The organism is Microbacterium sp. zg.Y1084 (genome assembly GCF_024623595.1).
Lineage (GTDB): Bacteria > Actinomycetota > Actinomycetes > Actinomycetales > Microbacteriaceae > Microbacterium > Microbacterium wangruii.
Map to the genome: position 1 here is coordinate 13,656 of NZ_JANJGV010000008.1, position 11,867 is coordinate 25,522.

Below are 11,867 nucleotides of genomic sequence, written 5' to 3' on the forward strand. Positions count from 1 at the left end.
CAGCGTGCGTTTCTCGCGGGCGGGTGCCGGGCTCGGCTGTCGCTCCTGCCGCGCTCGGGGAGCCGGCGACGATGGGGCCACGGTAGCGACGCTCCCGTGCGTGCGCGACGGATGTGACGCACTGTGTCCCCGCGTAACGTTGTGCGCATGGTGGACGTTCTCCCGTACGGTTCCTGGCCATCCCCGCTCACGGCCGAGCAGGTCTCGGGCGCGGCGCCGCGCCTGGAGGGCGCGCGCTTCGTCGGCGACGAGGTGTGGTGGGGGGTGACGCTCCCCGCGGAAGGCGGCCGCACGGCCGTGCGCCGGCGGCGGGCCGACGGGACGGCGGCCGACGTGCTGCCGGCGCCCTGGAACGCACGCTCGCGGGTGCACGAGTACGGCGGCGGAGCTTGGACGGCCTCCCCTGAGGGCACCCTCTACTTCGTGGAGAAGACCGATCAGCGTGTCTACGCGGTGCGCCCCGGCGCCGACCCCGAGCCCCTGACCCCGGCCGACGGCGATGTGCGTCACGGCGGGCTGAGCTGGCAGGCCGGCACCCTGCTCGCGGTGCGCGAGGACCACACCGCACCCGGGGTCCCGCGACGCGCGATCGTCGCGATCCCCGTGGACGGCGGCGCGGTGATCGAGCTCGCCGGGGGCAGCGACTTCGTCGTGCATCCTGCGCTCAGCCCCGATCGCCGCCATCTCGCCTGGGTCGGCTGGAATCACCCCGACATGCCGTGGGACCGCGCCCGACTGTATGTCGCGGAGATGGAGGCCGGCGTCGCGGTGCGGCCCGTGGTGCTGACCGACGGCGAGACCTCACCGCTGCAGCCGGTGTGGACCGATGAGCGGCACCTGCTCTTCAGCGACGACCCCACCGGCCGCTGGAACCTGTGGCGACGCGACGTGCTCGACGACGCCCCCGCCCAGCCGGTCGCCCCGGCCGACGCCGACACCGGCGGACCGGTGTGGGTGCTCGGTCAGCGCTGGTTCGCGCCGTTGCCCGATGGGCGCATCGTGGCGGTGCGCACGCACGGCGGCGACGACGTCGTGCTCATCGATGCGCACGGCGCCGCGCAGAGTCTCGGTCTGCCGCTGACGGCGGGCGTGTCGGTCGAGGACGTCGCCGGGACGCGCGTGCTGCTGACCGGAGCCGGCATCGACACCCCCGCCGGACTGTGGCTCGTCGACGTCGACGAGCCGGCCGCCGCGCAGGCGCTCGTCGGCGGCGAGCCCGCCTGGGCGCCGGAGTGGACCCCGATCCCCCGCGCGGTGACGGTGGAGGGCCCGCACGGCCCGGTGCACGCGTTCGACTACCCGCCCACCCACCCCGGTGTCGTCGCCCCCGACGGGGAGCTGCCGCCCTACGTGGTGTTCGTGCACGGCGGGCCCACCGCCCACGTCGCCGCCGCCGCATCGGGCAGGATCGCCTACCTCACCAGCCGAGGGATCGGCGTGCTCGATGTCAACTACGGCGGCTCCAGCGGCTATGGCCGCGCGTACCGCGAACGCCTGCGCGGCCAGTGGGGCGTCGTCGACGTCGACGATGTGGCTGCCGCAGCCCAGGGCCTGGCCGACGCCGGGCGGGCGGATGCCGCGCGCCTGGCGATCGCCGGCGGTTCGGCCGGCGGGTGGACGGTGCTGTCGGCGCTCGTGGGCACCGATGTGTTCTCGGCGGGCATCTCCCGCTACGGCGTCGGCGATGCCCGCACCCTCGCCGAGGACACGCACGACTTCGAGGCGCGTTACCTCGACGGACTGATCGGCCCGCTCCCGGAGGCCGAGGCGGTGTACGTCGAGCGGTCGCCGCTGAGCCGGTCGGATCGCTTCCGCGTGCCGGTGCTGCTGCTGCAGGGCGCCGAGGACGAGGTGGTGCCCCCGTCGCAGTCCGAGGCGATACGCGACGCGCTCGCCTCCCGCGGCATCCCCCACGCCTACGTCCTCTACGAGGGCGAGGGCCATGGGTTCCGGCGTGCGGAGACCGTGGTGCATGCGCTCGAGTCCGAGCTCGCGTTCCTCGGGCAGGTGTTCGGGTTCGCCACCCCGGGTGTCCCGCCGCTCGAGCTGACGCGGGCGGACTGACAAGTGGGGGCCGCCATCACGGCGGGCCCCCACTCCTCAGGTCAGGCGTCGGTGCGGAACCGCTCCAGCTCGGCGGCCAGTCGCGGCGACACGTGCGCGTGCAGGGCGGTGCCCTCCTCCTCGTGCGACTGCGCGACGATGTGGCCGGTCTCGTGCGCGGCCGAGACGAGGTCGCCCCGGTCGTAGGGAACGAGCGCGTGCACTTCGACCGCCGGCAGCGGCAGAGCCGCTTCGACGACGGTGCGCAGTTCGTCCACGCCCTCGCCGGTGCGCGAGGAGACGAAGAGGGCGTCGGGCACGAGTCCGCGCAGCACGAGACGGGTGTCGTCGTCGACGAGGTCGGCCTTGTTGAACACGACGATCTCGCGGATGTCGCGCGCGCCCACGTCGCCGATCACGTCACGGACCGTGGCGATCTGGCTGGCGGGGTCGGGGTGCGAGGCATCCACCACGTGCAGGATGACGTCGGAGCCCGACACCTCCTCGAGCGTGGAGCGGAACGCCTCGACGAGCTGGTGCGGCAGGTTGCGCACGAAGCCGACGGTGTCGGTGAGGGTGTACACGCGACCGTCAGCCGTCTCCGACCGGCGCACGGTGGCGTCCAGCGTCGCGAACAGCGCGTTCTCGACGAGCACGCCCGCGCTCGTGAGCCGGTTGAGCAGGCTCGACTTGCCGGCGTTGGTGTACCCGGCGATCGCGACGGAAGGGATCGTGTTGCGCTTGCGCTCTGCGCGCTTCGCGTCGCGCGCAGGGCCGAAGTCGCGGATCTGCCGGCGCAGCTGCGCCATGCGGGTGCGGATGCGCCGACGGTCGAGCTCGATCTTCGTCTCACCGGGTCCGCGCGAGCCCATGCCGGCGCCGCCGGCGCCCACCTGGCCACCGGCCTGGCGGCTCATCGAATCGCCCCAGCCGCGCAGGCGCGGCAGCAGGTACTCGAGCTGCGCGAGTTCGACCTGCGCCTTGCCCTCGCGGCTCTTGGCGTGCTGGCTGAAGATGTCGAGGATCACCGTCGTACGGTCGATCACCTTGACCTTCACGACGTCTTCCAGGGCACGGCGCTGGCTGGGCGCCAGCTCGGTGTCGGCGATGACGGTGTCGGCGCCGACCGCGGCGACGATGTCACGCAGCTCCTGCGCCTTGCCCCGGCCGACGTAGGTCGCCGGGTCGGGGTGGGGGCGCCGCTGCAGCACGCCGTCGAGCACGACCGCACCGGCCGTCTCGGAGAGGGCCGCCAGCTCGCGCAGCGAGTTCTCGGCATCCTCCTGCGAGCCCTGGGGGTAGACGCCGACGAGGACGACGTTCTCCAGCCGCAGCTGGCGGTACTCGACCTCGGTGACGTCCTCGAGCTCGGTCGACAGCCCGGGCACGCGACGCAGCGCCGCGCGCTCCTCGCGATCCCACTGCTCGCCGTCGCCGTCGCCATAGGCGGTCGAGGCGTCCTGCAGCGCCTGCGCGGCACCCAGCGGGTGACCGTCGGCACGGTCGCCGAACGTGCTGACCTTCACTCCCGGGCGCGCCTCAGCGCGCGCCAGCACCCTGTCCACCGGGTCTACCGGGGTGTGATCGGGGCTTTCGGGTGTGGTGGTGTCTGTCATGGATTCCTTTCGGGAGACCGCAGGGGCGGCATCCTCAAACTCTAGCTTTCCGCGCTGCGCGCGGCCTCCGCTACGCTCGCAGGATGGGGAACGATCACTACTTCAGTGCCTCCCCGTCCAGTTCCGATGATCTCCGTCGCATCCGGGTGACCCTGTCCGACCGCGCCGTGGACGTCATGACTGCGGGCGGGGTGTTCAGCCCGGGACATGTGGACTCGGGGACAGCGGTGCTGCTGACCAACACTCCGCCGCCTCCGCCCGGCGGGCACCTGCTCGACCTCGGCTGCGGATGGGGTCCCATCGCGCTGTCGCTGGCCATGGACGCGCCCCACGCGACCGTCTGGGCCGTCGACGTCAACGAGCGGGCGCTCGATCTCGTTCGCCGCAACGCGGAGGCATTGGGGCTTGACAACATCAACGCCGTGCAGCCGGGAGATGTTCCCGACGACGTCGTGTTCCGCACCATCCGCTCCAACCCGCCGATCCGCGTCGGCAAGAGCGTGCTGCACGACATGCTGCAGCAGTGGATCCCCCGGCTCGGTGAACGCAGCGACGCGTGGCTCGTCGTGCAGCGCAACCTGGGATCCGATTCGCTGCAGCGGTGGCTGGATGCCACCTTCGCCGACGGCTACAGCGTGCACCGGGCTGCCACGGCCAAGGGTTTCCGCGTCCTAAAGGTGCGGCGACACGGGACCCCGCCGACGGCGGAGATCTCCCTGCCCTGAGGCGGTCGCCGCGCAGGTCAGGCGAGTGTGACCTCGCCGGTGAACACCAGCGTGGCCGGCCCCGACAGCAGCACGTGCTCGCCGTCGTCGTCGGTGCGCACCCGCACGCCCAGCGTGCCGCCGGGCACGTCGACCTGCCAGGCGTCGGGCGCCGCAGCGCCCGCCCACAGCCGCACCGCGAGGGCCGCGGCGGCCACACCGGTGCCGCAGCTGAGCGTCTCGCCCACGCCGCGCTCGAACACGCGCATCGTGATCGCACCCACACCGCCGCGCACGAGCGGGTCGGCGGGGACGACGAACTCGATGTTCGCGCCGTCGCGGGGCTCCGGGTCCAGCAGTGGCTGCACCGTGAGGTCGAGGCCTTCGAGCTCGCGCCGGGTGGGCAGGGCGACCACCACGTGCGGGTTTCCGACGTCGATCCCCTGGCCAGGGCGGGCCACATCGAGCCCCCGTGCGCGCACGAGCACGTCGCCGTCCTCGGCCCGCCACACGCCGAGGTCGACTTCGAAGCCGTCCGCCGACCAGGTGACCCGCTTCACGCCCGCCCGCGTGCCGATGTCGAGATGGCCGGCGTCGGGCAGTGCCGCCAGCCCGGTGTCGACGAGGTAGCGGGTGAACACGCGCACGCCGTTGCCGCACATCTCCGCGATGGAGCCGTCGGCGTTGCGGTAGTCCATGAACCACTCCGCACCGGATGCCGCCGCCTGGTGTCCCGCAGGCAGCGCAGCCGACCGCACGACGCGGAGGATGCCGTCGCCGCCGATGCCGAAGCGCCGGTCGCACAGCACGGCGACCTGGTCGTCGGAAAGGTCCAGGGCGCCATCGGGGTCGGCGATGATCACGAAGTCGTTGCCGGTGCCGTGGCCTTTGGTGAACGGGAGGGTCTGCGGCATCCGGCCAGTCTATTCGAGGCCCGTGCCGGCCCCTCCGCCCCGGTCGATCGTCGGCGAAGCCCAGCCGGGGGATTCTTCCAGCGCGGCGGCGTCGGCGTCGGGACCGACCCAGGTGACGTCGGCATAGCGACGGAACCACGACACCTGCCGCCGGGCGTACCGCCGGGTCAGCGCCTGCGTCTGCGCGATCGCCTCCGCCTCGGCGAGGTCTCCGTCCAACTGCCCGAGAGCCTGCGCGTAGCCGATGGCGCGCCGGGCGGTCACACCGTCTTCGAGGCCCGCAGCGCGCAGCGCCGCCACCTCACCCACCAGGCCGTCGCGCCACATGGCCTCCACCCGCGCATCGAGCCTGGCCACCAGCTCGTCGCGCGGCATCTGCACGCCGACGATGCGCGTCGGCTCGTGCCACAGGACGGGGGTCTCCGGCAGGGCCGCGCCGTGGGTCGCCTCGCCCTGTTCCAGCACCTCGAGCGCGCGCACGATACGTCGGCCGTTGCGGGGATCAACCCGTTCGGCGGTCAGCGGGTCGATGTCGCGCAGCCGGGCGTACAGTGCGCCGGGTCCGGTCTCGTCGAGCTCGCGCTCCAACCGTGCGCGCACGGCGGGGTCACGCGGCGGAAAGCGGAAGTCGTAGAGGACGCTGGAGACATACAGGCCTGAACCGCCCACCAGGATCGCGTCGGCGCCCCTGCCGTGGATGGCGGTGACGGCGGCACGCGCAGCGTCCTGGTACCACGCGACAGCCGCATCCTCGGCCGGCTCCAGCACGTCGAACAGGTGATGCGGGATGCCGCGCCTCTCCGCGACGGGGAGTTTCGCGGTGCCGATGTCCATGCCTCGGTACAGCTGCATGGCATCGGCGTTGACGATCTCCGCCGGACGGCCGCGTGCGGCAAGAGCCTCGACGAGGTCGAGCGAGAGGGCGGTCTTGCCGGTGCCGGTGGCGCCGATGACCGCCCACAGGGCCGGAGCAGACGGGTCAGACACCGACGCGCAGCGTGGGCAGTCCCAGCGATATCGCTCGGGGCGCGCCGTTCTCGCCGGCCGGCGCGGGTACGGCGCACGACTCCGCCTGCGCGCGGTCCCACGCGTCGCCGGCGCGGGTGCGGCGGATGCGCAGCGGCGCCCCGTCGGGAGCGTCGGCGAGCAGGTGGAAGGGCGCAGCGTGCGTGATGACGACCGACACGACGTCGCCCGGACGCGGTGTCTGCGACTGCGCAGTCACCTCGAAGTGCACGAGGCGGTTGTCCTCGGCACGACCGGTGAGCCGATGCGTCGCGGCGTCCTTCTTGCCCTCGCCGGTGGACACCAGCACGTGCACCTCGCGCCCGACCTGCGCCTGGTTCTCCTCGAGGCTGATGCGCTCCTGCAGTGCGATGAGCCGGTCGTAGCGCTCCTGCACGACGTGCTTCGGCACCTGGTCGGGCATGGTGGCGGCCGGGGTGCCCTCGCGGATGGAGTACTGGAAGGTGAACGCGCTGGCGAAGCGCGCCTGCTCGACGACGCGCATGGTGTCCTCGAAGTCCTCGTCGGTCTCGCCCGGGAAGCCCACGATGATGTCCGTGGAGATCGCCGCGTGCGGCATCCGCTCGCGCACCCGGTCGAGAATCCCGAGGAAACGCTCCGAACGGTAGGACCGCCGCATGGCCTTCAGGACGCGATCGCTGCCCGACTGCAGCGGCATGTGCAGCTGCGGCATGACCGCGGGGGTCTCGGCCATGGCAGCGATGACGTCGTCGGTGAAGGCGGCGGGGTGAGGGCTGGTGAAGCGGATGCGCTCGAGCCCCGGGATCTCTCCCGCCGCGCGCAGCAGCTTGCCGAACGCCTGGCGGTCGCCGAACTCCACGCCGTACGAATTGACGTTCTGTCCGAGCAGCGTCACCTCGATCGCGCCGTCATCGACGAGCAGGCGGATCTCGTTGAGGATGTCCCCTGGCCTGCGGTCCTTCTCCTTGCCGCGCAGGCTCGGGACGATGCAGAACGTGCAGGTGTTGTTGCAGCCCACCGAGATGGAGACCCACCCGCTGTGCACGGCGTCGCGCTTGGTCGGCAAGGTGGAGGGGAACACTTCGAGCGACTCGAGGATCTCGAGCTCGGCCTCGCCGTTGTGCCTGGCACGCTCGAGCAGGCTCGGCAGCGAGCCCATATTGTGCGTGCCGAAGACGACATCGACCCAGGGGGCCTTGCGCTGCACGGTCTCCTTGTCCATCTGCGCAAGGCAGCCGCCGACGGCGATCTGCATGCCCTCGTGCTTGTCCTTGCGGGACTTCAAGTGTCCGAGCGTGCCGTACAGCTTGCCTGCGGCGTTGTCGCGCACGGCGCAGGTGTTGATCACGACGACATCGGCTTCGCCGCCATCCTCGGCACGCACGTAGCCGGCGCTCTCCAGCGAACCCGACAGCCGCTCGGAGTCGTGCACGTTCATCTGACAGCCGAACGTGCGCACCTCGTACGTGCGGGGACGACCGTCGGCCGTGTGTGCGGCGGGTGACGGCGCGATGAGTGTGGGGGCGGCGGAGGGCGAGCTCATGATCTGTTCATTGTAGGTTCCCGCGCCGAGCGCGAGCCGGGCAGTCCGCACCCTGTGCTGCTGCCACGGAGCGGAGGGATCAGCGGAAGCGGACGCCGCCGCCACCACCCGAACGATTCTCCGCGATCGCCGCCCGCGCCGCCGTCGCGGCGACGGAGCCGGGGTAGCCGCGACGGGCCAGCTGGCCCATGAGCCTGCGCAGCGCGGTGTCGTCGTCGACATGAGCCAGCTGGCGCGCCTTGGTGCGCGCGAACTCGAGCGCACGCTCGGCGTCGTCGTCGGGCTGCTCGCTCAGCGCCGCATCGACGACCTCGCGCGGGATGCCGCGGGCTGAGAGCGTCTGCGCGATCGCCCGCCGGCCCTGCCCCTTGCGCTCGGTGCCGGTGTGGATGAGCTGTTCCGCCAGTCGCTCGTCATCGAGGTAGCCACGACGCAGGCAATCGTCGAGGAGCTGCTCGATCTCGTCGGCGGGGAGCTCCTGCGACACCAGAGCGGTGCGCGCCTCGGACACGGACAACTGCCGGGTGCGCAGCTTCTTCAGGAGCATCCGCTCTGCCGCGGCCACCCGCTCCGCCGGATCGGGCTGCGCGTCATCGCGGGCGTCGTCCGGGCGCTCGGCCGCGAAGCGCCGTTCCCGGGCACCGCCGGGTCCCCCGTCGTGCCAGGTCGAGCGCCACCGCGGCACGAGGTCGATCGGCGCGCTCACCTCGTGGTCTGCAGCGGCGCCCGCCGGATCGCCGACCACCGAGAGACCCGCGTCGGTCGACGCCGCCGCGGCGCGCGGCTCCCGCCCGGCCCGTGCGCCGATCGCCGTCGGCATCGCCGAGCCGGCCGGGTGACGCGACGGGCGGTGCGCGCCGAACAGCGGGATGACGGGGGCGACCCCTTCGGCGTCCTCCGGGACGCCCCCGTCGCTCTCGAAACGGACCATCAGGCCGGGCGGCGTGCCGCGAGCTCGTCGGACGCCGGCTCTTCGACGGCCTTGGGCTGTCCGATGCCGAGCTTCTGCTTGATCTTCGTCTCGATGTCCAGGGCCATGTCGGGGTTGCGCAGCAGGAAGTTGCGCGCGTTCTCCTTGCCCTGACCGAGCTGGTCACCCTCGTAGGTGTACCAGGCACCGGACTTCTTGACGATCGCGTGCTCGACACCGAAGTCGATGAGACTTCCCTCGCGGGAGATCCCCGTGCCGTACAGGATGTCGAACTCGGCCTGCTTGAACGGCGGAGCCATCTTGTTCTTGACCACCTTGACGCGGGTACGGTTTCCCACCGCGTCGGTGCCGTCCTTGAGCGTCTCGATGCGCCGGATGTCCAACCGCACCGACGCGTAGAACTTCAGCGCCTTGCCGCCGGCGGTGGTCTCGGGCGAGCCGAAGAACACGCCGATCTTCTCGCGCAGCTGGTTGATGAAGATCATCGTGGTGTTGGTCTGGTTGAGACCACCCGTGAGCTTGCGCAGCGCCTGCGACATCAGTCGTGCCTGCAGGCCGACGTGCGAGTCGCCCATCTCGCCTTCGATCTCGGCCTTCGGCACCAGCGCGGCGACCGAGTCGATCACGACGAGGTCGATGGCGCCCGAGCGCACGAGCATGTCGGCGATCTCGAGCGCCTGCTCGCCGGTGTCGGGCTGGGAGACCAGCAGCTGGTCGATGTCGACGCCGAGCTTCTGCGCGTAGTCGGGGTCGAGCGCGTGCTCCGCGTCGATGAAGGCGGCGATGCCGCCCGCACGCTGAGCGTTGGCGATGGCGTGCAGCGTCAGGGTCGTCTTACCCGACGACTCCGGGCCGTAGATCTCGATGATGCGGCCGCGAGGCAGTCCACCCACGCCGAGGGCGACGTCGAGGGCGATGGAGCCGGTGGGGATGACGGCGACCGGTGCGCGGTCGTCGCTGCCCAGCCGCATGACGGAGCCCTTTCCGAACTGCCGGTCGATCTGGGAGAGGGCCGATTCGAGGGCCTTCTCGCGGTCAGCGGGTGATGGCATGACGTGCTCTTTTCTGCTCGCGGTCGGTCGCCTGTAGGCTGCCGCGCTCCGCCCCGGAGGGGAGGATGCTGCGACAAGGCGTGTGGTGTGCGATGACGTGTTCCACGCTACGGAGGGCCTCCGACATTGCGTCGGCGGTCTTCCGTGATCGTGGACAGCCACGCCCTCGACACCTGCTGTGCAGGAGCCTACGCCGGACTCGAACACATCTTCGACGACACGCCGTGTCGCGCACGTACTCCTGTGCGAGTGCGCGCCTAGGCCCGCCGCGGGTCCATCCGACCCACGCCGTAGCGACGCGACGCGGGGACTTCGGCCTCATCGCAGAGCGCGACCCACACCTCACGGGCGGGGACGCCGGCATCCAGCGCTTCACGGGCGGTACGACCGCCGACGCGGGCGAGCACCAGATCGGCCACCAACGACGGCGCGCGCGACCCGAACTCATCCGTCACGGCGCGATCGAACTCGCTGCGGCGCATAGGACCGACTCAGCGCAGCGACATCGCGGGCTCGGCCTCGACCGAGGCCACCAGGTCGTCGGGGACGACGTCCGGGAACGTGTGCAGACCCTCGAGCACGGAGATGCGGTCGCCGACCTCTCTCATGATGGAGGAGATGGGCACGTCGAGCGCGTCGGCCACGGCGGCGAGGATCTCGCTCGACGCCTCCTTCTGACCGCGCTCCACTTCGCTCAGATAGCCCAGCGCGACACTCGCGCGTCCGGCCACCTGACGGAGGGTGCGCCCCTTCTGCAGACGGAAGTCACGCAGGACTTCACCGATTTCTTGACGAACCAGGATCATCTTGGGCCCCCTCTCGCTTTCCACTCCCCACGGGTGCACACGGTACAACACCGCGGAGTGACACTCTAATCCCGCTTTTTGTGCATGGGATGGGAATTCATCAACACGCAACATCGCGCACGCCGGATCTGTTCCCGTCAGAGCGCTTCGAGCGCCAGCGAGATGGCGCGCAGCGCGGCCGCGGCGCGGATCTCCTCTCGATCCCCCTCGAGGTGCAACGACTCCACCCGCGAGCCCAGCGACGTCGAGACCGCGATGTGCACGGTGCCGACGGGCTGGCCGTCGGGCGAGTCCGGACCGGCGATCCCCGTCGTGGCGATGCCGATGTCGGCCGGCTGACCGGGATCCCCCACCGCCGTGCGCACGCCGCGGGCCATCTGCCGCGCGACCCGCTCGTGCACCGGACCGTGCGCCTCCAGCAGGACGGGGTCCACGCCCAGCAGGGTCTGCTTGAGGTCGGTGGCATAGGCCACGATGCCGCCACGCACCACTGCGGACGCCCCGGCGACCGCCACCAGCGACGCGATGACGAGCCCTCCGGTGAGGGACTCGGCGACGCCCACCGTCCAGCCCAGCTCCCGCAGCCGGTCCACCAGCTGCTCGGCATCGCTGCGGCGACCCCCCGACACGAGCGTCTGCTCGGCGTCGTCGGGCAGGTCGGGATCGGGGGCGGGGCGGAAGGGAGTCACGAGTCGCCCCCGGAACGCGTGCGGCGACTGCCGCGCACCTCGGTCACGACGTAGTCGATGCCGCTCGCCACGGTGAGGACGACGGCGATGGTCATGGCGACCACGTTGACGGGGTGGATCCACTCCCCCACGAGCGTCCACAGCGGCAGCAGCGCCAGCGACAGCGCCACCGCCTGCGCCACGGTCTTGAGCTTGCCCATCCAGGCGGCAGCGACGACGTGGTCGCTGGCGACGATGAGGCGGTGCACTGTGATGCCGACCTCGCGCACCAGCACGACGATCGTGATCCACCAGGGAAGCTCGGCCAGGATGGACAGCCCGATGAAGGCGAACCCGGTGAGCACCTTGTCGGCGATCGGATCCAGGAGCTTGCCCAGGTCCGTGACGATGTCGTGCTTGCGGGCGAGGTGTCCGTCGATGCCGTCGGTGGCGATGGCGACGATGAACAGCGCCGCCGCCCACCAGCGCAGCGCGCCGTCTGCGCCGCCGTCGGCCAGGAGCATCCAGAGGAAGACCGGCGCGCACAGGATGCGCACGATCGTGATCGCGTTGGGAAGCTGCCGGGGAATCGCCACGGTTCGA

General features: G+C 71.5%; 12 protein-coding genes. 2 read left to right on the top strand and 10 right to left on the bottom strand.

Going from position 1 to position 11,867, the window contains the following annotated elements:
- The first annotated feature begins 147 nt into the window (after positions 1 to 147).
- The gene (locus NQ165_RS10150; RefSeq protein WP_257533199.1) at positions 148 to 2,064 is read left to right on the top strand and encodes a prolyl oligopeptidase family serine peptidase; all 1,917 of its coding nucleotides are present in this window, start codon (positions 148 to 150) and stop codon (positions 2,062 to 2,064) included.
- A gap of 41 nt (positions 2,065 to 2,105) precedes the next feature.
- On the opposite strand, the gene hflX is transcribed toward NQ165_RS10150, so the two are convergent.
- Positions 2,106 to 3,659 carry a GTPase HflX gene (hflX, locus tag NQ165_RS10155; RefSeq protein ID WP_257533201.1) on the bottom strand — a complete coding sequence of 518 codons (1,554 nt, stop codon included), beginning with the start codon at positions 3,657 to 3,659 and terminating at the stop codon, positions 2,106 to 2,108.
- Positions 3,660 to 3,742: 83 nt separating this feature from the next.
- On the opposite strand from hflX, the gene NQ165_RS10160 reads away from it, so the two are divergent.
- Positions 3,743 to 4,384 carry a class I SAM-dependent methyltransferase gene (locus NQ165_RS10160; protein WP_257533202.1) on the top strand — a complete coding sequence of 214 codons (642 nt, stop codon included), beginning with the start codon at positions 3,743 to 3,745 and terminating at the stop codon, positions 4,382 to 4,384.
- Positions 4,385 to 4,401: 17 nt separating this feature from the next.
- Here NQ165_RS10160 and dapF read toward each other — a convergent pair whose 3' ends face one another.
- From dapF to pgsA, 9 genes are all read right to left on the bottom strand, one after another.
- Positions 4,402 to 5,277, bottom strand: coding sequence for a diaminopimelate epimerase (gene dapF, locus NQ165_RS10165; protein ID WP_257533204.1), 876 nt, complete (start codon positions 5,275 to 5,277; stop codon positions 4,402 to 4,404).
- A gap of 9 nt (positions 5,278 to 5,286) precedes the next feature.
- A complete protein-coding gene (gene miaA, locus NQ165_RS10170; RefSeq protein ID WP_257533207.1) occupies positions 5,287 to 6,264 on the bottom strand; it encodes a tRNA (adenosine(37)-N6)-dimethylallyltransferase MiaA in 978 nt (325 codons plus the stop codon).
- A complete protein-coding gene (gene miaB, locus NQ165_RS10175; protein ID WP_257533208.1) occupies positions 6,257 to 7,807 on the bottom strand; it encodes a tRNA (N6-isopentenyl adenosine(37)-C2)-methylthiotransferase MiaB in 1,551 nt (516 codons plus the stop codon). Before miaB ends, miaA begins: the two co-directional genes overlap by 8 nt.
- A gap of 79 nt (positions 7,808 to 7,886) precedes the next feature.
- Positions 7,887 to 8,738: a regulatory protein RecX gene (locus NQ165_RS10180; RefSeq protein ID WP_257533210.1), complete on the bottom strand. Its 852-nt coding sequence runs from the start codon at positions 8,736 to 8,738 to the stop codon at positions 7,887 to 7,889.
- Positions 8,738 to 9,790 (bottom strand): recombinase RecA, encoded by a 1,053-nt coding sequence (gene recA / locus NQ165_RS10185; protein ID WP_257533211.1) that lies wholly within the window; start codon positions 9,788 to 9,790, stop codon positions 8,738 to 8,740. Before recA ends, NQ165_RS10180 begins: the two co-directional genes overlap by 1 nt.
- Positions 9,791 to 10,047: 257 nt before the next feature.
- Positions 10,048 to 10,272: a DUF3046 domain-containing protein gene (locus NQ165_RS10190; RefSeq protein ID WP_257533213.1), complete on the bottom strand. Its 225-nt coding sequence runs from the start codon at positions 10,270 to 10,272 to the stop codon at positions 10,048 to 10,050.
- Positions 10,273 to 10,281: 9 nt separating this feature from the next.
- On the bottom strand, positions 10,282 to 10,596 hold the full coding sequence (locus tag NQ165_RS10195) for a helix-turn-helix domain-containing protein (RefSeq protein WP_257533215.1): 315 nt from the start codon (positions 10,594 to 10,596) through the stop codon (positions 10,282 to 10,284).
- 137 nt (positions 10,597 to 10,733) lie between these two features.
- Complete coding sequence (locus NQ165_RS10200) at positions 10,734 to 11,285, bottom strand: CinA family protein (protein WP_374940942.1); 552 nt, start codon at positions 11,283 to 11,285, stop codon at positions 10,734 to 10,736.
- Complete coding sequence (pgsA, locus tag NQ165_RS10205) at positions 11,282 to 11,860, bottom strand: CDP-diacylglycerol--glycerol-3-phosphate 3-phosphatidyltransferase (protein WP_257533217.1); 579 nt, start codon at positions 11,858 to 11,860, stop codon at positions 11,282 to 11,284. The genes NQ165_RS10200 and pgsA overlap by 4 nt, the downstream gene beginning before the upstream one ends.
- Between the last annotated feature and the right edge of the window lie 7 nt (positions 11,861 to 11,867).

Bases quoted from the DNA above. Each gene is read 5' to 3' on its own strand.
- NQ165_RS10195 (WP_257533215.1), bottom strand. From the start codon at position 10,596: ATGATCCTGGTTCGTCAAGAAATCGGTGAAGTCCTGCGTGACTTCCGT.
- dapF (WP_257533204.1), bottom strand. From the start codon at position 5,277: ATGCCGCAGACCCTCCCGTTCACCAAAGGCCACGGCACCGGCAACGAC.
- NQ165_RS10190 (WP_257533213.1), bottom strand. From the start codon at position 10,272: ATGCGCCGCAGCGAGTTCGATCGCGCCGTGACGGATGAGTTCGGGTCG.
- hflX (WP_257533201.1), bottom strand. From the start codon at position 3,659: ATGACAGACACCACCACACCCGAAAGCCCCGATCACACCCCGGTAGAC.
- NQ165_RS10160 (WP_257533202.1), top strand. From the start codon at position 3,743: ATGGGGAACGATCACTACTTCAGTGCCTCCCCGTCCAGTTCCGATGAT.
- miaB (WP_257533208.1), bottom strand. From the start codon at position 7,807: ATGAGCTCGCCCTCCGCCGCCCCCACACTCATCGCGCCGTCACCCGCC.
- NQ165_RS10180 (WP_257533210.1), bottom strand. From the start codon at position 8,738: ATGGTCCGTTTCGAGAGCGACGGGGGCGTCCCGGAGGACGCCGAAGGG.
- NQ165_RS10150 (WP_257533199.1), top strand. From the start codon at position 148: ATGGTGGACGTTCTCCCGTACGGTTCCTGGCCATCCCCGCTCACGGCC.
- recA (WP_257533211.1), bottom strand. From the start codon at position 9,790: ATGCCATCACCCGCTGACCGCGAGAAGGCCCTCGAATCGGCCCTCTCC.